The organism is Sutterella faecalis (genome assembly GCF_006337085.1).
Lineage (GTDB): Bacteria > Pseudomonadota > Gammaproteobacteria > Burkholderiales > Burkholderiaceae_F > Sutterella > Sutterella faecalis.
On record NZ_CP040882.1, the window covers coordinates 945,085 to 965,598 of the forward strand.

21 protein-coding genes are annotated in these 20,514 nt (G+C 58.0%); 5 read left to right on the plus strand and 16 right to left on the minus strand.

Features of this window, described 5'->3' with window-relative positions:
- Window position 1: 1 nt before the first annotated feature.
- A complete protein-coding gene (locus tag FG381_RS03740; RefSeq protein WP_139687599.1) occupies window positions 2–1,072 on the minus strand; it encodes a hypothetical protein in 1,071 nt (356 codons plus the stop codon).
- Window positions 1,073–1,837: 765 nt separating this feature from the next.
- On the opposite strand from FG381_RS03740, the gene FG381_RS03745 reads away from it, so the two are divergent.
- Window positions 1,838–3,331 (plus strand): ISNCY family transposase, encoded by a 1,494-nt coding sequence (locus FG381_RS03745; RefSeq protein WP_139687003.1) that lies wholly within the window; start codon window positions 1,838–1,840, stop codon window positions 3,329–3,331.
- 201 nt (window positions 3,332–3,532) lie between these two features.
- Here FG381_RS03745 and FG381_RS03750 read toward each other — a convergent pair whose 3' ends face one another.
- The 3 genes from FG381_RS03750 to FG381_RS03760 form a co-directional block, all read right to left on the minus strand.
- A complete protein-coding gene (locus tag FG381_RS03750) occupies window positions 3,533–3,748 on the minus strand; it encodes a hypothetical protein (protein WP_139687002.1) in 216 nt (71 codons plus the stop codon).
- Window positions 3,749–4,051: 303 nt separating this feature from the next.
- Entirely contained in the window at window positions 4,052–4,741 is a 690-nt protein-coding gene (locus FG381_RS03755; RefSeq protein ID WP_139687600.1) for a type 1 glutamine amidotransferase domain-containing protein, read from the minus strand.
- Window positions 4,742–4,781: 40 nt separating this feature from the next.
- Entirely contained in the window at window positions 4,782–5,273 is a 492-nt protein-coding gene (locus FG381_RS03760; protein ID WP_139687601.1) for an SRPBCC domain-containing protein, read from the minus strand.
- A gap of 278 nt (window positions 5,274–5,551) precedes the next feature.
- Between FG381_RS03760 and FG381_RS03765 the strand changes: the two genes are divergently transcribed.
- Window positions 5,552–5,902, plus strand: coding sequence for a winged helix-turn-helix transcriptional regulator (locus FG381_RS03765; protein WP_139687602.1), 351 nt, complete (start codon window positions 5,552–5,554; stop codon window positions 5,900–5,902).
- 290 nt (window positions 5,903–6,192) lie between these two features.
- On the opposite strand, the gene FG381_RS03770 is transcribed toward FG381_RS03765, so the two are convergent.
- The 3 genes from FG381_RS03770 to FG381_RS03780 all read right to left on the minus strand — a co-directional run bounded on the left by FG381_RS03770 (window position 6,193) and on the right by FG381_RS03780 (window position 8,948).
- On the minus strand, window positions 6,193–7,509 hold the full coding sequence (locus FG381_RS03770) for an amidohydrolase (protein ID WP_139687603.1): 1,317 nt from the start codon (window positions 7,507–7,509) through the stop codon (window positions 6,193–6,195).
- A gap of 137 nt (window positions 7,510–7,646) precedes the next feature.
- Window positions 7,647–8,111 (minus strand): hypothetical protein, encoded by a 465-nt coding sequence (locus tag FG381_RS03775; RefSeq protein ID WP_139687604.1) that lies wholly within the window; start codon window positions 8,109–8,111, stop codon window positions 7,647–7,649.
- Window positions 8,112–8,156: 45 nt separating this feature from the next.
- Entirely contained in the window at window positions 8,157–8,948 is a 792-nt protein-coding gene (locus tag FG381_RS03780; protein ID WP_139687605.1) for a DUF3100 domain-containing protein, read from the minus strand.
- Between the two features lie 778 nt (window positions 8,949–9,726).
- On the opposite strand from FG381_RS03780, the gene FG381_RS03785 reads away from it, so the two are divergent.
- Genes FG381_RS03785 through FG381_RS03795 form a run of 3 tightly spaced genes read left to right on the plus strand, consistent with a single transcriptional unit; the run spans window position 9,727 to window position 12,621 of the window.
- Entirely contained in the window at window positions 9,727–11,136 is a 1,410-nt protein-coding gene (locus tag FG381_RS03785) for a Na+/H+ antiporter NhaC family protein (protein ID WP_139687606.1), read from the plus strand.
- Window positions 11,137–11,173: 37 nt separating this feature from the next.
- A complete protein-coding gene (locus FG381_RS03790) occupies window positions 11,174–11,557 on the plus strand; it encodes a TIGR04076 family protein (protein WP_139687607.1) in 384 nt (127 codons plus the stop codon).
- Window positions 11,554–12,621: an aldo/keto reductase gene (locus FG381_RS03795; protein ID WP_139687608.1), complete on the plus strand. Its 1,068-nt coding sequence runs from the start codon at window positions 11,554–11,556 to the stop codon at window positions 12,619–12,621. The genes FG381_RS03790 and FG381_RS03795 overlap by 4 nt, the downstream gene beginning before the upstream one ends.
- 118 nt (window positions 12,622–12,739) lie before the next feature.
- Here FG381_RS03795 and ccmI read toward each other — a convergent pair whose 3' ends face one another.
- The 9 genes from ccmI to ccmA form a co-directional block, all read right to left on the minus strand.
- A complete protein-coding gene (ccmI, locus tag FG381_RS03800) occupies window positions 12,740–14,080 on the minus strand; it encodes a c-type cytochrome biogenesis protein CcmI (RefSeq protein ID WP_139687609.1) in 1,341 nt (446 codons plus the stop codon).
- A 5-nt stretch (window positions 14,081–14,085) separates the two neighbouring features.
- Window positions 14,086–14,571: a cytochrome c-type biogenesis protein gene (locus FG381_RS03805; protein WP_374042051.1), complete on the minus strand. Its 486-nt coding sequence runs from the start codon at window positions 14,569–14,571 to the stop codon at window positions 14,086–14,088.
- A complete protein-coding gene (locus tag FG381_RS03810; protein WP_139687611.1) occupies window positions 14,571–15,110 on the minus strand; it encodes a DsbE family thiol:disulfide interchange protein in 540 nt (179 codons plus the stop codon). Before FG381_RS03810 ends, FG381_RS03805 begins: the two co-directional genes overlap by 1 nt.
- A 20-nt stretch (window positions 15,111–15,130) precedes the next feature.
- On the minus strand, window positions 15,131–17,113 hold the full coding sequence (locus FG381_RS03815; RefSeq protein ID WP_139687612.1) for a heme lyase CcmF/NrfE family subunit: 1,983 nt from the start codon (window positions 17,111–17,113) through the stop codon (window positions 15,131–15,133).
- A gap of 310 nt (window positions 17,114–17,423) precedes the next feature.
- Entirely contained in the window at window positions 17,424–17,930 is a 507-nt protein-coding gene (gene ccmE / locus FG381_RS03820) for a cytochrome c maturation protein CcmE (RefSeq protein ID WP_139687613.1), read from the minus strand.
- A 30-nt stretch (window positions 17,931–17,960) separates the two neighbouring features.
- Window positions 17,961–18,149, minus strand: a complete 189-nt coding sequence (ccmD, locus tag FG381_RS03825) for a heme exporter protein CcmD (RefSeq protein ID WP_139687614.1) — start codon at window positions 18,147–18,149, stop codon at window positions 17,961–17,963.
- A complete protein-coding gene (locus FG381_RS03830; protein WP_139687615.1) occupies window positions 18,146–18,874 on the minus strand; it encodes a heme ABC transporter permease in 729 nt (242 codons plus the stop codon). Before FG381_RS03830 ends, ccmD begins: the two co-directional genes overlap by 4 nt.
- Before the next feature lie 63 nt (window positions 18,875–18,937).
- Window positions 18,938–19,606: a heme exporter protein CcmB gene (ccmB, locus tag FG381_RS03835; protein ID WP_139687616.1), complete on the minus strand. Its 669-nt coding sequence runs from the start codon at window positions 19,604–19,606 to the stop codon at window positions 18,938–18,940.
- 18 nt (window positions 19,607–19,624) lie between these two features.
- Entirely contained in the window at window positions 19,625–20,344 is a 720-nt protein-coding gene (ccmA, locus tag FG381_RS03840) for a cytochrome c biogenesis heme-transporting ATPase CcmA (RefSeq protein ID WP_139687617.1), read from the minus strand.
- Window positions 20,345–20,514 lie beyond the last annotated feature (170 nt).

A 20,514-nucleotide genomic window follows, 5' to 3' on the forward strand; every position in this document is an offset into this window, starting at 1 on the left:
TTCAGCCCGCTCTACCTATAGTCCAGTTACTCTTAAAAGCCTCCCATGAGTTCTTCTCAATGCGTAGATTACCTGCGCATCCGAGAAGCAGATTGGCGAGATCCCCGTGTTCGCACTTGCGCGTTCCGGCTGCCTTTCGGTGTGCATCGCGAAGCTTCTTCAGACGCGCTTGATAGCCTTTTGAATAAGCCAGACATACGCCGGGCTTGATCCTTCCCTTCTCATCAAAGGCGTTCGGATTCGTGGTCCGCAGGCTGCGGTCCATCGATCGCTGAATTCTGCGGATCGCCTTCTCGTTGACTTTTGCCTTAGGTGCTACCTGCACCTTTGTCTGAACTCGCGGGCAAAAAATGGCGAAGCTTTTGGGTCCCGGATCAATCGCCATCCGCTCCGATGCCGGGGCATAGACATGCTTCACCGGAGGTACTCCTTCCAGAACCACCTGAAGATAAAAGCGCTTCACGCCCTTCATGTCCCTACAGACGATGCGGTTGTATTTAATCCGTTTGAACTGCGTGCGTTCATTGTCGGCGTACAGCGCCTCCAGGGCATACTCGTCCTCCGGATCCAGCATCACCAGATAAGTCTTGCGGCACCAGTCGAGCTGCATCTTCTCAGGTTTGAATTTCAGACCCGTCGTATTTGTCTTCCCCTCAAGGCTGTGCAGACCGCGTTTGAAAGATTTGAAGCGGGGCCGGCCGCCCTGCTTGAACATATAGCGGGAAACAGCATTGAAGGCTTGCGAGGCGAGCTTCTGCGCCTCATTGATGCCGAGTTCGCCCTTGCGCTTCGTTCCTTCCCGGTGTCTGGCGATATCGGCATGGAAGTCATACTCGGTCAGCCGATACTGACGATTGAGACTACGGAACAACTCATTTCTCTCTTTACCCTTGACCATTCCAAGCGCACGACGCCACTCAGGATCCTGGCGCATCTGCGTCAGCCTCCCGAGTCCGCTGCCGAGCGTAGCGTTATAAAGCATGCGGCCGTATTCGAACTTTTTCGAGATCGTTCGACTTTGGCTGTCATCAGCTTTAATCGGCAATTCAAGGATAAAGGTTTGAGTCATCATTAAAGACTATGATACTGCGTCAACCAGGTGCTTGCACGGATTCCTACGGGCAGGAAATACTCTGCTTCCTTCGTGCGTTCTGTGAAATTGTTGCTGTAAGAATTACCTCAGCGGCGGAGCCGCTTCCGGCACCTTACGTCCTTTACCTTAATTTCGGACTTGGAATATCCGTGCGGAGCATTCTCCCGAAGCCAACCTAAAGAAGCCGCCCCGATCCTCCTCACCTTCACGGGTGCTTCGGACAAGGAGGAATATTGCACATTTTTCGACTAAAGACAAACGCCGCGTATTAGTGTTAACGGTCAGCGTAAACGAGACTGTTTAGCCAACGACTTTGAGACGTGATACGCCAAGGATTTGAGACCATATACCGTATCTGACCGGGACGATATACCAACATCCTGTTGGCCTGGATACCTCCGCTACCACGAGACCCATTACCACTGAGACCCGATACCTCCGTAAAGAGAGATGGATTACCACAGGGATTGAGACTGCAAACCGCTCTGAATGAGACGGCATACCACTCTTGGTCAGCTTTACCTCTGCACTGAGACTACTTGCCCCAGCGGCAGAACTGCATACAAATGAATGGGACCCGATGCCATGACGAAATGAGATGAGATACCACAGCAATAAGACAGGATACCTCTGCATGAGACTACTGAATATGCTGAATATCGACAATGGTATTTCCTCTTAACATAATGTATTCCTTGGATATTAAGTCGAAATCCCTTCGGCTTAATTACCAAGGAGACTGCTATGTCGAAACAAGCAAGAAAGTCTCGGGGCCCTTCTGTTGTTGAGTCCGAAATCCCTCGGCTGACACCTCAGGAAATTTTTGAAGGCTACGAAAGGCATCTCTATAGCGTTGAGGATGCCAAGACATTGATGCAGATGCCTCGCAGCACGTTTATGCGGCATCTCAAGAACTGGCGAGAGACAGGTCGGCTGCCCTCACATACCGGTCAAGGGAATCGTGTTCCGGCCAATAAGCTCGATCCGCAGATCAGAGCGAGGATCATCGAGTTTGCAACAGGCAAATATGAGGGCTTCCAGGCAACCCTCCTGCATAAGTATTTGCTCATTGAGGGTATTGAGGTCTCCGTTGAAACGGTACGACGAATCCTGACAACACTTCGTCCGGAAGAAACTCCAAAGGAGCGCAGGTCGACCGCGCATAAGCTGCGCCGCCGCAGATCGAGCGTTGGGGAACTGATTCAAATTGACGGCAGTCCGCATCCATGGTTCGAGGGAACCGGAGACGATAACAGCTACGCGCTTCTCATCTTTGTCGATGACGCAACAAGCCGCATCATGGTCGCCGGCTTCTATCCAACAGAAACATCTGAAGGATATCTTCAGTTGCTGAATAAGTACATTGAAAAATATGGGATTCCATGGGCTCTGTACAGCGACAGACATTCCATCTTTGCCCCAGTAAATCCCTCGAAGAGCGGAAAATCCGAGGAAACACAATTTCAAAGAGTCTGTCGGGAGTTGGGGGTAACGGGGATACGGGCTAATTCGCCAGAAGCCAAAGGGCGGGTCGAGCGAACATTCAGCACGCTGCAGGGACGATGGCCAAAAGAGTTCCGTGTGCTGGGCATCAGAAATATGGCGGAAGCAAATTCACGAATGCCGGAATTGCTGGCGAGCTATAACCAAGAATTCGCAATTGCTCCCGCTGACTCTAAGGATAGCCACGCGCCGCTGCTGGAGGAAACGAAAGAACGCATTGAGCAGATCTTTGCCAGATGGCATACACGTATGATCAGCAGGAACCTGACGGTGTCCTACGGCAGCAAGACACTGCAGATTGTCGGGGTGGGCCGCTCCATGAGGGGAGCAATGATGAAGACTGAGTGCAATCTGCTGGAGTATGCCGATGGGCGGGTGGAAATCCTCTGGTGCGACGAGGTTGAACATCGCAAGCGGATCACCAAAGAGGGGCCGAGAATCCGAAAACGCTACCACGTGCTCGAATTCACGGAACACGACAGAACGAAATTGAAAATGTCAGTCGCAACACCGGAAGAAACGGCCAAGACACTGAATCACCGCGTTGATGAAGTGGGGCGTCAAAAGAAAGGAGACTCAGAAACGACGCAAAAGAGCCCCTGGCACGAAATGCAAAGGAGATCGGCTCTGAAAGCGATGGCGAAACGGGAGGAACTGAACCGAAAGATCGAAGAAGCGAAAGCAATCAATGCTCGTATTGCAGCAGCCAAGGAAAAGTTGAAGCCCAAGAGATAACTCAACGGTTGAAGCACCGTTGAGATGGTGGGTCGTTAAGGCGAATGCACCGCGCGCTGCGCTTGGATGCATCCGCCTTAACTAAATGATATCTCAGGGATTTCTGTCAAGCGACTTTCGCGGCATAAAGCTTCGCGCGTCTGAAGGCCGCGCTCGTTTATTCCACGTTCGCTTGACAGAGCTTGCCTCAGTGCCCGTAGGCTAAATGCCGGTACCGCCGCCAGGTGCCGAAGTGGAGCGCTCGGCCAGCACAATGCCCGCAAACCAATCCGCGAGCTCGCGCGTTACCAGAAAAGCCGCTGTGTAGCTTTTCGCCTCCTTGAAAAGATCAGCGCTGTTGTGAAACTCTTGCCGATTGCTGGTGTCACCCAGAGGGGCAGAAAAAGTCTCATTATCGCTGTGGGTTAGCAGTCTCATTTTTGCTGCCCGTTAACAAAACGCCGCGTATTAGAGAATAAGTCGTCTCGATCCGGCGAAGCTGCGGATGGAATGCTGCATTTCCGGGGAGTATTGCCGCTCGAATTCGACCTTGCCTTCATGTCCTCTTTGGCAGCCGTTTCGAGCGTGTACATTGGGCGCTTTGTCCACCGGCTCTGGAAAGCTATTCCAGCGGCTGCCCGATCAAAGCAGAAGAACAAGGCTGGAGAAGAAAAAGGCAACGGCCACAGCAGGAGTACGCCATGGCCGTCATGCAGATCAAAGATGAATCTGCGCAGTTCCTTACTTGAGGGCTTCGAGCATCAGCTCCGCAACCTTTTGGGAGGAGGCGGGATTCTGTCCGGTCACGAGCTTTCCGTCACGCACGGCAAAGGCTTCAAAATCGGGACCCTGCGCATAGATGCCGCCGTCTTCGCGCATTCTGGTTTCCAACGAAAAGGGCACGACCTGGGTCAATTTCATCTTCTGCTCTTCGGAGTTGCTGAACCCGGTTACGTGCAAGCCGTTCACAAGAGCGCGTCCATCTTCCTTCACGGCGAAGGAAAATGCGGCCGGCCCGTGACAAACCGAACCGATCACGGCACCGCCTTTCCACGCATCCGACAGGAACTTCCCCAATGCCTCACTCGAAGCCAGGTCCCACATTGCTCCGTGCCCGCCCGGAATGAAGATCGCCTGGTAATTCTTGTAGTCCAAATCGGCCAATCGACGGCTGTCCTTAAGCCGAGCCTGCAGGTCTGCGTCCTTGAGGTAGCGTTCGACCGTCGGAGGATTTTTCCCTGCTTCGGCCACGGAATGCGGATCAATTGGAATTTGACCGCCGGGCAGCGTTGCAATGGTGATGCTCGCGCCTTGATCGGCAAAAACGTAATAAGGCGTGGTGAGTTCTTCAAGCCAAAGGCCGGTTTGCGCGCCGGTGCCGCCGAGAAGCGCATGTGCAGTAGCAATGATGAGAATAGAAGCTGTGTTCATGATTTTCCCTTCTGATAATTTTGAGATGTCGTCAAAGGCGTTATTTCTTTAAGGCGCGCACAATGCCTTCGAGCCAATCCTGATGGCCAGCCACCATGGGATTGGGATGCGTTTTCGCGAGTACCTTGGCGGGTTCGCCCTTTTGGCTTTCCTGCGTCAGGATGCGAACGCGATTGTGGGAAAGTGCTTCGATGAGCCACGCATGGATGACGTCAAGGCGATCATTGCCCTCACCGCACCAGCCGTGCCAGGCAAGACGGGCGCAGGCTTCCCGCCCCGGCGGCACGCATTCCGTGACCTGCGCATCCACGGGAAAGCCGAAAGTACGGAAAAAGAAAACATCGCCTTCCTTCAAAATTTCACTGCTGGTGCGAATGTCGGATGCGTTTTCATAGTATTCGGGCCAATGATGCGGATTGGCGAGCTGTTCCCAAACGTCCTCCACGCTCAGGCCCTGCACAATCACCTCGTTCGAGACAAAGTTGTCAGTGAGTCCCGGAAGGTAGTCTTCCGGCCAGCGAATCGATTCCATTTTTGCCTCCTGAAAGGAAAATGAATTGCCATAAAGTCAAGAAGTTTTCAGGAGAAGAAGAATAAAAAGTATTTAATTTAAAATCAATAACTTACAAATTTTTCAGTCACTTACCGATTTGTCAGTACAAGCTATTTTTACCTCTGACAGGCTCAGTTTTTTTCTGTCTTTCTTTCTCTCGAAATAAGTAAAATCATCGAAGATTCAAATGCCGAAAGGTACGGGGAAAGGTTGTGCCCAAACTTCAGTCTTCTTATTCTTGTTCTCTGCTTCTGGCGATGGATTTGCTCGGCGGGAAATGGAAGCTTCGCATTCTCTGGCATATTCTCGAAGGCGCTACGCGTTTTTCGTCCTTAAGGCGCGCCATGCCCGACATCTCGGAAAAAATGCTCGCCACGCAGCTCAACGACCTGGAAGCCGACGGCATCCTGTCGCGCACCATCGTCTCCGCCAAACCTCTGCACATTGAATACGCTTTGGCTCCCGATCAGCAGGAACTCTGTCGGGCACTGGCCGATTTGTGCGAGTTTTCTAAAAATTACGCAGCCAAAAACAACATTGCACTTCCCGACGGAGCGTGCTGTCCGCACGAGGCTCCTTCGGGTGAAACTCCGGTCCGCGTCGTCTGAGCAAGAGTGATATTGGATCTGGCAAAGATTCCGCTGCCGGGAAGCAAAATCCATGGCTTCCTGAATTCACACCAACCGCCGAAGGCGTGTTCTTCTCTCTCAAAAAGCCTTTCGTCAGCCAGCGTCGGATGGGGTTCGTCAATGCCCCGTTGTCAGGTCGCAATCGTCATCTCCGAAAAGGAGGAAATGAGAGCTCCCACCCGCAGAAAAAAACTCCTGAAAGGTGACCAGGACATCATCTCCGTCACCCTCAGGAGTATTGGCAATTAAAACCAGTCTTCAGCGATCCGTCACTTGCCGCTCGTGAGATCCTCAAGGAACTTCACGTACGTTTCCTTCGTGAAGACGGGCTTGAATTCGCGGCAGATGATGTCGGCCGCCTCAGCGCCGTCCCAGAGGAGATCGATGATCGTCATCGCGAGCACCTCAGGCGACTTCACGTAGGCCGTCTCTTCATCGAAGACCTTGTAGTCGGCGCCGTGGAGCGTCCCGGAGACGCAGCCGACCCAGGGGTGAACGACCGGCATCAGGTGCGAAACGTCGCCCATATCGGTCGATCCCGCGGAATGCTCGCCCTCGACCGTGTTGGCGTCGCCGAAGATCTCGTGTGCATTGGCGCGCAGCACGTCGCGGAAGTGGGGTTCCGGACGAAGCGGGAGATATCCCGGCAGATCCGAAATCACGCATTCGGCGCCGAGCGCGGCGCCGCCCGCGCGCAGCGCGCGGTTGATGGCGCTGTTGTAGTGCGCGAGCGCTTCAACGTTGGCCGCACGGCAGTAGCTCTCCATCTTGACGTAGTCGGGGATCACGTTCACAAGGTCGCCGCCCGCATTAATGATCGGGTGGAAGCGCACGCAGTCGCTGTCGCGGAAGGTTTCGCGGATGGCGTTCACGCCCATGACGCCGAGCATGGCGGCATTGAGCGCATTGATGCCTTCCTCGGGGCAGCCGGCGGCATGAGCGGCGCGGCCGTGGTATTCAATGAGCTTGCCGACAAAGCCGTTTGACGAAGCCCCGACCGTGAAGTCGCCGTTGGGGTTCTTGGTCGAGTTCACATGCATCATCATGGCGAGGTCGACGTCATCAAAGCCGCCCTCGGCGATGATCTGCTGCTTGCCGCCCAGGAACCGGAGCTTTCCTTCCTTTCTGAGGCCGCTGCGGTAGTCGATCTCGACATACTCTTCGGCCGGAACCGCAAAGAAGACGACGTCGCCGCCCAGGAGCTCCATCGCCCCCGTTTCCTTGAGCGCGCGGGCAACGGCGAGAACGTTCGCGATCTGCACGTTGTGGCCGCAGCAGTGCGCGGCGCCCGTTACCGGGTCGCTCGCCTCGTGCTTTCTGCAGACGATGGCGTCGAGCTCGCCCAGAAGCGCAATGGTTCTCGTGGAATTGGCGCCCTTCAGACGGGCCTTAACGCCCGTGTGGCCCCAGCCGTCCTCATGAGCGATGCCGAGCGCATCGAAAGCGGCCTTCACCTTGGCCGACGTCTTCACTTCCTTGAAGCCGAGTTCGGGTTCGGCAAAAATGGAGTGGCCAAGCGCCTGGGTCTCGGCAAAATTCCTGCGGATGGCTTCGCAAACGCGCTTCTTAAGTTGTTCCTTGTCCATGGATGGACTCCTTTTGTTTTATATCGTCCGGGGCGAAGAAGAGCGCCTGCCCCAGGCCGTGTTTCGAAAATTTCAAATCAATCGTACGCGCGGGACATGTTCAATGTCCCGCCTGCTAAAAAACTGTTGCGTTTCTCTTAGAAGATGCCCTCAAGGTGAAGCATCACTTCAGCGAGCGCCGTCGCGCAGATGAAGCTGCCGGCGGCAACGGCAAGCGCCACCGGGACGATGCGCCAGGAAAGACGCTTGAAGCCTTCCATGTCCTTGCCGAGCGAGAGGCCGCAGTAGGCAAGCACCACCGTCGTAATCGGGAGGAACCCGATCTGCTTCGTGTAGGAGAGGAGCACGTCGCTCCCCGGGAACTGCGGAAGCGAAAGCACCACGGCGAGAATCGACACCCAGAAGACCATCGGGAGGCGGTTGAAGACCGGAAGATGCGAAATGAAGACGCCTGCCGCCGTAATGGCGACGAGGATCAGAGCGCCGATGGCGCTGCCGCCCAGCGCCGGATCCCCCGTCTGCATGTTGGCGATCCAGGTATAGAACCCCGTCACAAGGAGAATGAAGAGGACGTCGTACATCTCGTTCAGAATCTTTTTCATTTTTTGTCTCGCTAATTTCCGTTGATGTTTCTCTTTACGCTTGGATCAGGCTGCCGTGGCTTCCTTTTTCCCGCCCTTGTCGCGGGTGAAGAACTCATAGACCTTGATCGTGACGGGGAGCGAAATAAAGAGCGAGAAGTAAATGCCGAGCACCGAGGTGAGGAGATTTGCCGCAGCCGCGTAGGCGCGCACCGTTTCTTCCCATTCCGGGTGAACCGCAATGATCGAGCTCATCGAAGCCGCCATCATGGAGGCGCTGCCGATGCCCGCGCCCATGGCGAGCGAATGCGGGTGGAAGATCCCGAGCTGGGCGATGATGCCCGCGAGGAGCGACACCCAGAGCGCACCGAAAACCGTACCGCAGACATACATGCCCATGACGCCGCGGCCTTCGGCCGAATCCAGGCCGAACCGCTCGGCAATGATGGCGACATTGGCCTCTCGGTCAATCGAGTAGCAGGCGCCGATCGCCTCACGCTTCATGCCGAGAAGGAGCGCAACCGGGAGACCGAAGATGAGCGTGCCGAAGAAGTGGCCGAACTCCTGCATGATGAGCGCAAGCCCCGAATCCATGATCATGCTGATGTTGGGGCCGATATCGAGGCCGATCTTCGTGATGAGGATCAGAACGCCGATCGAAAGCATCTTGCCGGCGCGGTTCATTTCGGGGAGCTTGATGAAATTCCACCTCGGGAAGCTCGCCACCGCGCCGAGCACGAGCGCATAGAGCAGAGGCAGCAGCACGACAAGTCCGAACTTCAATATGCCGATCCACTCCGATACCAGCACGATGATCAGTGCAAGAAGGTGAATTTTGTAGTTGCGGATGAGATCCATGATGTCTCCCGAAAAGGTTGAATGCTTTATTGCCTGGGGCTGCGTTAAAAAAGGGGCATAAATAAAAATGGGAGCGCCTCTGCCTCTGAGGTGCTCCCGTTCTTGAATCTGTATCTCGGTTTCAGGTTCTACGGCGCCTGAATCCTCCCGAACGTGCATCTGCGAGGCGTATGGATTGCTCTCCCTGTTGAAGAGGAAGAGCCGGAGGATGTAGAGGAGAAGGACGTTTGACGCGCGCGCCAGAGGGCTTCATCGCAACGGATGAAGTTCTGGAACTGGAGTATTGCGGCAGTCATTTTTTCCTATGCCTGAATATCGAAAAAATGGGATTGCGTCGTTTCTAAAAACGCATGTGGGAAAACATAGCACGGCCGTTTCCAGCTGTGAATAAGGAGAACTGCTCATGTTCCAGTTATTCACTACAAAATAACCGGCACCGTAACGGCTCCGGAATCTCAAGGCCGGAGCGATTGCAGGACTTTGACCTGAATCAATGTTGAAGGGCGGCATCGCTCATGACGGTGCCTGCAAAACCCGTTTAGGATAATTGTCACTATGAACAGCATCTTTTTCCTCGGCGCATCCTATTGGTGGCGCCCGTCTGAAATAAAAGGCGGGTAGCGCATCCGTGCGCACGGAAAAAGTTTAGAAAGCTTTCCTTCTTCAAGCTTTCAATTTCATCAAAACCCGCCCTTGAGCGGGTTTTTGCATTTCAGGAGCCCGCGAAAGCTTCCAACAAAAGCCTCCATTCATTCGCTTTCGTAAAGGACCCATCAAAATGACGAACAACGATGCTTCGAAAAGCATGCCGGATTCCGTCCCGCAGACCATTCCGTTCTTTTTCGGTCCCGCCACGCTCCTTATCCCTTTTCTTATCTTTGCTGCGGCATCCGTCTATCTCTTTGTTTTTCTCAAGGTCTTCGACCTCATGGCGCTCGCCGGAGCCGGGCTGGCCTCGCTCGTAAGCGGCGCGCTCCTCACGCGAAGCCCGAAAGCCTACTGGAAGGCCGTACTGGAAGGCGCCGCATCGGAATTGACGGCAACGGTGCTCCTTCTTCTCATGGCGGCGGGCGTCTTCTCCGCCATGATGAAGGCCGCAGGCCTTGCGCAGGCGCTGGCTGTTCTGACGGGCGGCGCCATTGCCGGAACGCCCTTTCTCACGCCGGCGGTTTTCCTGATTTCAGCCGTGCTCGCCACCGCAACGGGGAGCTCCATCTCGACGATTCTTGCCGCCTCTCCCATCTTTCTTCCCTTCGGAGCCGCCCTCGGCTGCGACGTGCCGATGCTCGCGGGCGCCATCCTTTCGGGAGCCATCTTCGGCGACAACCTCGCGCCGGTCTCGGACGTCGCGATCATTTCGGCAATGACGCAGTCGGACAATGCCGGCCGCCCCATTGATTTGGGCGAAGTCGTCCGCACGCGCTTCCCCTTCGCCATGGCGGCGCTCATCCTCACGCTCCCCTTCTACTTCTTCGGTTCCACTGGCAGGGCTGAGGCCCTGGAGGTTTTTGAAGAAGCCGACCTCATGAGCCTCGTGATGATCATCCCGGTCGCGCTCCTCATCTTCGTCGCCATCCGCTCGAAGGATGCGCTTCATGCCGTCACGCTCGCGACGGTTACGGGCCTCGTTCTCGGACTTCTCACGGGAATCCTCACGCCTGCGCAGATCGTTTCCGTCAAGGACGGCGCCATTTCGGGCGTCATCACCGGCGGCATCGCCAATGTTTCCGGCATCATGCTGATGTGCCTCGCGCTCTTTGGGTTTACGGGCGTCATTCACCGCACGGGACTTGCCGACGCCGCTGAAAAGTTCCTCGGCCGTGAAGCGGCTTCGCCGAGAAGCGCTGAAACGCTCCTTGCCGTCGTAACGGTGCTCATCTCGGCTGCGCTCGCCGCCGTCACGAGCGTTGCCGTGGCGCTAGCGGGCCAGCTTGCGGACAAGCTTCTGCGCGACCGCATCGACCCCTATCGCCGGGCCTACCTCCTCGCAGGATTCGCCAACAGCCTCCCTGTTATTCTTCCCTTCTCGGCCTTTTCGCTCATTACGCTCTCGGCCGCCTCGAGCCTTGGGGACGCGTCGCTCACGCCCTTCACGCTCATGACGGCGACCTATTATCCGGTTGCGCTCTTCGTGGTCTTCACGCTTTCGATCGTCACCGGCATCGGCCGCCCGAAAGCGCAAGCGTGAGAGACCCATCCGTAACCCGCTTCAAACGCCATACAGCATGTCTGCCAAAGCACTCGCTCCCGACGAATTTGAACTCTACGACCTGAAGGTCACTGTCGAAGGCGGCAATTTCGTCTGCCGCCATCATTCCGACCAGGGCTTTCGCGTCGAAGGCGAAGACCTGATTTTTCCGCAAGGGGGACGCTTCTCGCTCTATGCCCTTGCCGCCATTCTGCCGCTCCTGCCCGCCAAGGAAAGGCCTACGGATCCCGCCGACTGGATGACCACCGACGCGCTCATCGCCTGCCCGGACCCCAACTGCGGCGCACGATTCAGAATCACGCGAACGGCAAAGCGCATCTTCCGTCACGGAGACTGCACGGTTGTGCCGCTCGAGACCGAAACCCAAACGCACTCCAGCTCTGAGGAGAATTCAAAGTGACTGCAACCATTGCCCGCTATTCCCTTTTGCCCGGTTATTCCTGCGCCCGCGTGATCAACGGCGGCTGGCAGCTCGCTACCGGCCATGCGCTCGAAAAAGCGCTCGACTATTCCGATGCCGAAAACGCCTTCGAAACGCTTCTCGACCACGGATTCGACACGTTCGACTGCGCGGACATCTATACGGGCGTGGAGGAGTTCTACGGCCGGATCCTTCGCTCCCGGCGGGCTGCAGGGCTGAGTCTGCCGAAGATTCATACCAAGTTTGTCCCCGACCTCAAGGATCTGGCTCACATCGACCGCGCTTATGTCGAGCGCATCATCACGCGCTCGCTCTCGCGGCTTGGCGTCGAGCGCCTCGACATGGTCCAGTTCCACTGGTGGGACTATGAAGTGCCGGGCATGATTGATACCGCCGGATACCTTGTGGAACTCCAGGAAAAGGGATTGATCCGCGCGATTTCGACGACGAACTTCAATGCCGAAAACCTGCGCAAGCTCGTTGATGCCGGCATCCCGGTCGTCACCAATCAATGTCAGTACTCGCTTCTCGATCGACGCCCGGAAAAAGCGCTCGTTCCGCTCTGCCGGGAAACCGGCGTGAAGCTCATCTGCTACGGCACGGTAGCGGGCGGCTTCCTGAGCGAAAAATGGCTTGGAGTCCCGCAGCCCGACATCACGAAGCTTGAGAACCGCTCGCTCGTCAAATACCTCCTTGTCATTGAAGACACGCTCGGCTGGGAGGGCTACCAGGAGCTTCTCAGAATCCTTTCCCGGATGAAGGAAGAAACCGGCCTCTCGATTGCCGCACTCGCGACGCTTTACATCCTCGGCGAACCGCAGGTGGCGGCAGCCGTGGTCGGAACCCGGAGCTCGAGGCACGTCGCCGATACGCTTACCCTTGCCGGACGCGAACTCTCCGAAGACGCCCGCCGCGAGCTCGACGAGTTCGTGCGCAAGTTCCCCCAGATTGCCGGCGACTGCTTCGACGCAGAGCGCGAACCCGGCGGCAAGCACCGCAACATCATGCGCATGAACCTGATGGAGAGCGTTACCGGCAAGTGATTTTCCCGGTCGGCGCAAAGTCCATTCCAGCAAAAAGCCCGCAGCATCTGAACTGCGGGCTTTTTGCTGTTGGGCCTGGATGAACGGCGGAGAACCGCCGTTCATTGGCAGCGGCGGCTTACTTCCTTTCGGTCGTAATCGTCACCACCAGACCGCGGTCGCCCACTTCAACGGGCTGCGGCATTTCGCCTTCGAGGTCTCCGGCCTGAGGCATGAAGTTCCCGGTCTTCGAAATGCGCGCGCCGACGATCACCGTCTTCGTGCTTGCAAGCGTCTCGGCACCCATCGCCATGCGCATGGTTTCGTTGAGTTCGAAGTTGTAGGGAAGATCCTTCACCTTAACCTTCGTAAAGGCAACAGGCATCTTGCTCCCCGAAGCCGGACGCGCATAGATGAAGACCGTGTCTTCGGGCGACGCGAGCGCCTTTACCTTGTCGTCGAGGAGCACCGTGCCGGCGACGGCATGAAGCTGCGAGGGAGAAGCCGTGGCGGGAGCAGTCTTCGAGAGCTCTTCAGACTTCGAAGCCGCGTCAGCCTGGGAACCCTCCGCGGCGTTCCTCTGGGAAGCGGTCGGCGAAACGGCCGAGATCGAGTCGTTCACGCCGCCCAGACGCTTCGCTTCGTTGATGTTCGCCTGAATCTGCTCGCGATCCGGGAAATCGCTCGGAACCGACTTGAGGAGACGCTCCCAGTAGTCTGCGGCCTGAGCATAACGTTCGCGGTCCCAGGAGTGAATGGCCAAGAGCGCGAGCGCCTTCCACTGCGTCGGATCAATCGAAAGGGCCTTCTGGAGGACCTTTTCGACATCGGGCGTAATGACCTTGCCGTTCGCCGCAGCCATCATGTCGGCCATGTCGGCCAGAATGTCGGCGTTGTTGGGCACTAGGGCGTTGAGGCGCTTGAAGGCTTCCACGGATTCGTCGAAGCGGTTCATCGAAGCCGCGGTGCGCGCCAGCATGAACCAACCGTTGGCGTTCCTCGGATCCTTCTCAAGGTTGGCCTTCAGGTCGTCGAGGATCTTCTGCATGTCGCGCTGCGAATGACCGCGGCTTCCCTGCTGCTGGGCCTCCATCATCTCGATGAACTGCGGATCCATCGCGGTATAGCGGCCGAGCGCGTAGTAGCCGAGCACCGTCGCGCACGGAATCACGACAAGCAGAATGACGGCGAGAATGCGGGGCATGCGGGAGGACTTGCCGGAACGCACTTCCTCCTCGTGCTTTGTTTCCTCGAGGACGCGGCGTTCGAGTTCGAGGCGGGATTCCTCGTATTCGTCCTGGTCAATATGGCCGGCCGCTTTCTCGGCCTCAAGGTCCTGCGACTGCTGCTGCAGAATCGCAAGAACCTGAGCGCGGCGGTCGGACTCAGAGCGGGAGCGCCCGCCGAACCAAAGGGGAAGGCACACTGCGGCGACGGCAATGAGCGCCATCACTGCACAGAGAATGATGAATGTCGTCACTTCCCTTACTCCTTGCGGCCGCGAAGCAGTTCATCAGCGAGCGCCTTTTCCTGTGCGGAAAGGGGCTTCGTCGCCTCATTGACGAGGCGCTTCCTGCGGCGCAGATTGATGTAGAAGGCGATGATGCCAACCAGAAAGAGGCAGACAGGTCCGAGCCAGAGAATCGCCGTGGAAAGCTTGAAGGGCGGCCTGTAGAGCACGAAGTCGCCGTAGCGCTCGACCATGTAGTCGACGATTTCCTGGTTGGTCTTGCCGGCCTTCACCTGCTCGATCACCTGATTGCGGAGGTCAACCGCAAGCTCGGCGTTCGAATCCGCAATCGACTGATTCTGGCAGACGAGGCAGCGGAGCTGTTCGGACACCTCAACAACGCGCTTGTGCGCAACCGGGTCGAAGGCCGTGGGGGCGGCTTCGCGCGCCTCGGCCGTCCCGTCAATCACGGGACCGGCAAGAAGGAGCGCGCAGAGGAGCGGAGCCAAAAGCTTCTTCATCATTTCTCGGCCTCCAGCTGATCAAGAAGGGGCTTGACCTGCTGATGCCAGAGGTCGTCGAGGATCGGATAGCTCACCTTGGCGCGGATGACGCCCTTCTTGTCGATGACAAAGGTTTCCGGAACGCCCGTTACGCCGAGATCGATGCCGATCTTGTTCTTCTCTTCAAAGATCACGACGTCGTAGGGATTGCCCGTGTCTTCAAGAACCTGACGGCCGGCGCCCACGGAGTCCTTGTAGAGGAAGCCCACGATCGGGGTTTTGAGGCCCGTACGCTTCAGTCCCACGAGATAGGGGTGCTCCTCCTTGCAGGGGAGGCACCAGCTCGCCCAGACGTTGAGCATCCAGACCTTGCCCTTCATGTCTTCGGTCTTGAATTTGACCGCCGGGTCATAAAGGGTCGACATCTCAAACGCCGGAAGCGGCTTGTTGATGAGGACCGACGGGAGCATGCGGGGATCGAGGTAGAGGCCCTTGAAGAGGAACCCGGCAAGAACCACAAAGATCGCGAAAGGAATGAGGAATTTTGCTTTCATCATTTGCGTAATCTCCCTTTTGATCAGGCAGCCTGAACGGCGGGCTTGTCGGCGCCGTCCGCCTTTTCCTTGCGGCGGCGGTAGCGGCGGTCAGAGGCAGCGACGAGGCCGCCCAAGCTCATGAAGATGCAGCCGAACCAGATCCAGGTGACGAAGGGCTTCGAATAGACGCGGACAACCCAGCCGCCGTCAGAGCTCGGCACGCCGAGGCTCACGTACACGTCGCCCGTGATCGAATGGCGTATGGCGGCTTCCGTCATCGGCATTGAATTCGAGCTGAAGTACTTGCGCTTTTCCGGATAGAGGTGCTGCAGTTCCTTGCCGTCCTTCAGGAGCGTGAAGTCGCCGCGGTCAGCCGTGAAGTTCGCGCCGCGGGCGCTCGAGACGCCGTTGAAGACGAAGGTGTAGCCGGCAACCGAAACCGTATCGCCCTCAAACATGCGCACGTCGCGTTCGGCCTGGTAGCCCTTCACGAGCGCCACGCCGATGATGAAGACGGCAATGCCGAAGTGCGCGAGGAGCATGCCCCAGTAGGCGCGCGGCTGACGGAGGAGCCTTCCGAAGAAGCTCGTTCCTTCAGGCGCAAAGCGAAGCGCTCCGCGCAGATCCTCGATTTCACCGAGAACCACGAAGGCCGCGAGCGCGCAGCCCGTGAAGACCCAGTTGCTCCAGGCCCCCATGAGGAGCGGAATGGCCGCACCGATGATGATCGCGCCGATGAAGCACCAGGCGAGACGGCGGGCGAGCTGAACCGGATTGGCATCCTTCCAGCGGGCCAGCGGTCCAACGGCCATGAGGAAGACCATCGGGAGCATCAGGGGACCGAAGACGGCATCAAAGTACGGAGGCCCGACCGAGATCTTCCCGGCATTCAACGCATCGAGGAAGAGCGGATAGAGCGTGCCGAGGAGCACGGCGCCCATCGCAACAACGAGAAGAACATTGTTGACGAGGAGCATCGATTCGCGCGAAATCATCGCGAAGTTTCCGCCAAGCCCCACCGACGGCGCGCGCCAGGCGAAGAGCAGGAAGGAAAGGCCGATCACGACGATGAGGAAGGCGAGAATGAAGAGACCGCGTTCCGGATCGGTTGCGAAGGCATGGACCGAGGTGAGCACGCCCGAGCGGACGAGGAAGGTGCCGAGAAGCGAGAGCGAGAAGGTGAGGATCGCGAGAAGCACCGTCCAGATGCGGAAGCACCCGCGCTTTTCCGTGACGGCGAGCGAGTGAATCAGCGCCGTGCCGGTCAGCCAGGGCATGAAGGACGAATTCTCAACCGGATCCCAGAACCACCAGCCGCCCCAGCCGAGCTCGTAATAGGCCCAGTAGGAACCGAGCGCAATGCCGAGCGTGAGGAGAATCCAGGCAGCCGTCGTCCAGGGGCGCATCCAGCGGGCCCAGGCCGCATCGAGGCGCCCGGAAAGGAGCGCGGCAATGGCAAAGGCGAAGGGAACGGAGAACCCGACGTAGCCGAGGTAGAGAAGCGGCGGATGGAAAACCATCCCCGGATCCTGCAGGAGCGGATTCAGATCCGCGCCTTCAGCGGGCGCCGGGAAGATGCGCAGGAAGGGGTTGGACGTAAAAAGCATGAAGAGAAGGAACCCCATGCCGACCAGCCCCATGACGCCCGTCACGCGGGCCACCATGTCCTCAGGGAGGCGCTTCGCCGAGAAGGCAACCGCAGCGCCCCACCAGCCGAGCGTAACCGTCCAGAAGAGGATCGAGCCCTCGTGCGAACCCCAGGTCGCCGCTACCTTGTAATACCAGGGCAGCATCGAGTTGGAGTTGTTGGCGACGTTGAGGACAGTAAAGTCCGAAAGGTAGAAGGAATAGGCAAGGCAGGCAAAGGCAATCGTGCCGAAGAGCGCGTTTGCAGCTGCAGCGGGCCTCGCCACGGCCATGAGCGCGCCGTTCCCGCGGGCGGCGCCGATTAGCGGCAGCACGCCCTGCACGATGCTGAGCGCAAGGCACAGGATCAATGCGAAGTGTCCGATCTCTGGAATCACTTGTATTCTCCGTTGATGAAAATCCGTTTGGGGAGCATTTCAGAATGAACCTTCCCGCCCGGGTGATGTGCTCCGCTCCGGATCACTTCGCCCGCTGAGGCGCACCCGCCCCGGGACCGCGATGAAGCCGCAGGTCTGACGGGGCGCAAATGCATTTCACGAGAGCGCAGCATATTTCCGAAGAAGAGCCTGTGGGGGATTTTGAACATTCGCCGCTTCAACGCCCTTCTTCCGAGTGATGGGAATCAAAGCTTTCGCGCGTCTTCAAAAAGAGCCCCCTGGTTCTTTTGGTTTATGGATATGAGATGCCTTACGGGTGATTGGCCGGCATCGGATCGCCGCGCGCAATCGCCGCGTCGTGCGCAGCCTTGTCGTGGGCCTTCTTCACGCCGGCCTTGTGAGCGTCCTCAAGGGCCTTGGCGGCTTCGGGCGGCATGTAGTTTTCGTCATGCTTGGCGAGAACCTCGCTCGCGACGAAAATGCCCTGCTCGTTGAGCTTGCCCTGAGCAACCACGCCCTGGTTTTCCGCAAAAAGGTCGGGAAGAATGCCCGTGTACTGCACGTTCACGCTCTTCGCCGTATCGGTAATGCGGAAGTTGACCGTAACGCCGTCCTTCTCGCGCGCAACGGAACCACCCTCAACCACGCCGCCCAGACGGAACGTGCGGCCGACCGGCGCTTCCTTCGCCGCCACCTGAGTGGGCGAGAAGAAGAAGACGAGGTTTTCATTGAATGCCTGCAGCGCCATGAAGATGCCGGCGGCGAGAACCACCGCAGCAGCACCGATCAGTGCGAGCTTCTTGGTCTTTGAATTCATGCTGATCTCCTTTACTTGGCTCGGGGTCTCTTATTTTTCAAGCGTGATTTCCGCCGCACGCGCCTCGCGCATGATCCGGCGGCAGATGGCGCGGCGGCGCGTGATGAGGGACCAGAGTTCATAGATCACGCCCGCAGTGAAGGCGCCGTATGCGCACCAGACGTAATAGCCGTGGCCATTCATATGAATGAATTCGGCAAAGGAATTCCAGTTGCTCATAGCTTTCCCTCCAGAGCCGCCTTCTGAGCCCAGTCGCTGCGGCGTTCGCGTTCAAGAATCATGGTGCGGGCGCGCGAAAGCACGACGGCAACGCCGTAGATGGTGCCGGCCGCAAGCATGATGAAAATGGTGTAGAGCATCACGTCGGCAATCGAAGAGCCGCGCGAGGTGATCGAGGCGCCCTGGTGAAGGGTGTTCCACCAGCGCACTGAGAAATAGATGATCGGCACATTGACGGCGCCCACGATCGAAATCACCGATGCGGCCTGGTCGGCGCGGCGCTTGTCGTCAATCGCGGCATGAAGCGCAATGAAGCCGAGGTAGAGGAAGAAGAGGATCAGCATCGACGTGAGGCGCGCATCCCAGACCCAGTAGGTGCCCCAGGTCGGACGCCCCCAGAAGGCGCCTGAAAAGAGGGCGATGAAGCCCATGAGCGCACCGGTGGGCGCCATGGCCTGAGCCAGGATGAAGGCGAGCCTCGACTGCTTCAGGAGCCCCACAATGCTGCAGACCGCCATCAGGAGGTAGAGCGACATCGAGAGCCAGGCGGCCGGGATGTGGATGAAGATGATGCGGTACGAATTTCCCTGACGGGCTTCGATCGGGCACACGAAGAACCCGAGATAGAAACCGATGATGAAGAGCACGAGCGCCGCGCCCATGCACCATGGGATGAAGCGTCCTGCCTTTCGGTAGAAGCCTTCTAATGTTGCTTCACTTGCCATTTGACCTTTATCTCCTGCGACTGGGGAAATTCTTTGGGGATGGAATCGTTTTCTAAGAAAAACTTACTGCTCTGCGATGCGAAGCGCTGCGGCAACCGCCATCGGGGCAAGCGCGAGCGAGAAGAGCGCCAGACCGCCCACGATCATGAAGTGCGACGAGGGCGACAGACTCATCGAAACGGCCTGCGCGGCGCCGGCGCCGAAAATCAGAACGGGAATATAGAGCGGAAGGACGAGAAGCGACGTCAGGACGCCTCCGGCCCGAAGGCCGAGCGTCAGCGCTGCGCCCACGCCGCCCACGAGCGAAAGAACCGGGGTGCCGAGAAGGAGGCTTCCCACCATGACGATCGTCACGTCGAGCTCAAGATCGAACATCACGCCGAAAATCGTGGCGAAGATCGTCATCGGAACGCCGGTGACGAGCCAGTGCGCCGCCACCTTGGCAATCACGATGACGGGAAGCGGCTCTGCGGCAACAAGCATCTGCTCGAGCGTGCCGTCCTCGTGGTCCGTCGCGAACATTCTCGGGAGCGAAAGCAGTGCGGCGAGAAGCGCGGCCACCCAGACAACGCCGGGGGCAATGGCGCGAAGAATGTTGGTTTCAGCGCCGACGCCGAGCGGAACAAGCGTCACGACGACGGCAAAGAAGAAGATCACCTGCGCGAGATCGGACTTTCTGCGAAGCGAAAGCGTGAGGTCGCGGCGAAGAATCGTGAGGAAGAGATTAAGCATGATTCATTCCTCCCGCTCTCAGGCCCCGGCATTCAAAGCGTTTTCCGCTTCGGCCGCAGCCGCATCGTCCATGGCGCGCTCGACGGCCGAGCGCCGACGGGGCGCCCAGCGTTCGGGCTCGATGATATGGAGCTGCGACTTGTCGACCGGGACTTCCTGGTGCGTGACGAGCATCACGACGCCGCCCTCGCGGACATGCTTCGAAATGAGGTCCGAAAGACGGGCCACAGCTTTTACGTCAAGCGCGGTAAAGGGTTCGTCAAGCACCCAGAGCACGACGGATTCGGAGAGCCAGAGGCGCGCGAGCGCAACGCGCCTGCGCTGCCCCTGCGAGAGCTGTCCGGCCGGTACGTCCTCGTATTCGGCGAGGCCCACGGCAGCGAGCGCCCTGCGGGCATCCTCGCGCGTCGCCTTGAGCGACGCCACGCGCGCATTGATGAGGACGTTTTCAATGACGGAAAGATCGTCCTTCACGCCGTTTCTGTGACCGATGTAGCAGAGCTCGCGCCAGAAATCCTGCGCCGCCTTGAGAATCGGCGTGCCGCGCCAGAGGATCTCGCCCTCGACGGGACGCATGAGTCCGGTCATCAGCCGCAGAAGCGTCGTCTTGCCGGCGCCGTTGCTGCCGGCAATGCGTACGAGCGAACCGGCTTCAACAGCAAACGACATCCCCTGAAAGAGCGTGCGTTCACCGCGTTCACAGGTCAGGCCGCGGACTTCAAGAATGGGCTGGGTCATGGATCCTCTGTCGGCCGGGAACCTTTCTGCGTCCCCGGCGATTCGAAAGAAATTTTTATATTCCGGAAGAGAGCTCCTGCGGCAAATGGCCGGCACGAAACCTCTTCGGGATTATTGCGAGGCAGTTTAGGGAGAGTAAATTAAGAAAGGCTTACAGATCGATACACTCT

What these genes read in the sequence shown, in the direction of transcription:
- FG381_RS03740 (WP_139687599.1), bottom strand. Translation starts at nt 1,072, where the DNA reads ATGATGACTCAAACCTTTATCCTTGAATTGCCGATTAAAGCTGATGAC.
- ccmE (WP_139687613.1), bottom strand. Translation starts at nt 17,930, where the DNA reads ATGAATTCAAAGACCAAGAAGCTCGCACTGATCGGTGCTGCTGCGGTG.
- ccmA (WP_139687617.1), bottom strand. Translation starts at nt 20,344, where the DNA reads ATGACCCAGCCCATTCTTGAAGTCCGCGGCCTGACCTGTGAACGCGGT.
- FG381_RS03750 (WP_139687002.1), bottom strand. Translation starts at nt 3,748, where the DNA reads ATGAGACTGCTAACCCACAGCGATAATGAGACTTTTTCTGCCCCTCTG.
- FG381_RS03830 (WP_139687615.1), bottom strand. Translation starts at nt 18,874, where the DNA reads ATGGCAAGTGAAGCAACATTAGAAGGCTTCTACCGAAAGGCAGGACGC.
- FG381_RS03810 (WP_139687611.1), bottom strand. Translation starts at nt 15,110, where the DNA reads ATGATGAAAGCAAAATTCCTCATTCCTTTCGCGATCTTTGTGGTTCTT.
- FG381_RS03755 (WP_139687600.1), bottom strand. Translation starts at nt 4,741, where the DNA reads ATGAACACAGCTTCTATTCTCATCATTGCTACTGCACATGCGCTTCTC.
- FG381_RS03745 (WP_139687003.1), top strand. Translation starts at nt 1,838, where the DNA reads ATGTCGAAACAAGCAAGAAAGTCTCGGGGCCCTTCTGTTGTTGAGTCC.
- FG381_RS03805 (WP_374042051.1), bottom strand. Translation starts at nt 14,571, where the DNA reads ATGAAGAAGCTTTTGGCTCCGCTCCTCTGCGCGCTCCTTCTTGCCGGT.
- ccmD (WP_139687614.1), bottom strand. Translation starts at nt 18,149, where the DNA reads ATGAGCAACTGGAATTCCTTTGCCGAATTCATTCATATGAATGGCCAC.
- ccmB (WP_139687616.1), bottom strand. Translation starts at nt 19,606, where the DNA reads ATGCTTAATCTCTTCCTCACGATTCTTCGCCGCGACCTCACGCTTTCG.
- FG381_RS03760 (WP_139687601.1), bottom strand. Translation starts at nt 5,273, where the DNA reads ATGGAATCGATTCGCTGGCCGGAAGACTACCTTCCGGGACTCACTGAC.
- FG381_RS03765 (WP_139687602.1), top strand. Translation starts at nt 5,552, where the DNA reads ATGGATTTGCTCGGCGGGAAATGGAAGCTTCGCATTCTCTGGCATATT.
- FG381_RS03790 (WP_139687607.1), top strand. Translation starts at nt 11,174, where the DNA reads ATGTCTGCCAAAGCACTCGCTCCCGACGAATTTGAACTCTACGACCTG.
- FG381_RS03770 (WP_139687603.1), bottom strand. Translation starts at nt 7,509, where the DNA reads ATGGACAAGGAACAACTTAAGAAGCGCGTTTGCGAAGCCATCCGCAGG.
- FG381_RS03775 (WP_139687604.1), bottom strand. Translation starts at nt 8,111, where the DNA reads ATGAAAAAGATTCTGAACGAGATGTACGACGTCCTCTTCATTCTCCTT.
- FG381_RS03780 (WP_139687605.1), bottom strand. Translation starts at nt 8,948, where the DNA reads ATGGATCTCATCCGCAACTACAAAATTCACCTTCTTGCACTGATCATC.
- FG381_RS03785 (WP_139687606.1), top strand. Translation starts at nt 9,727, where the DNA reads ATGACGAACAACGATGCTTCGAAAAGCATGCCGGATTCCGTCCCGCAG.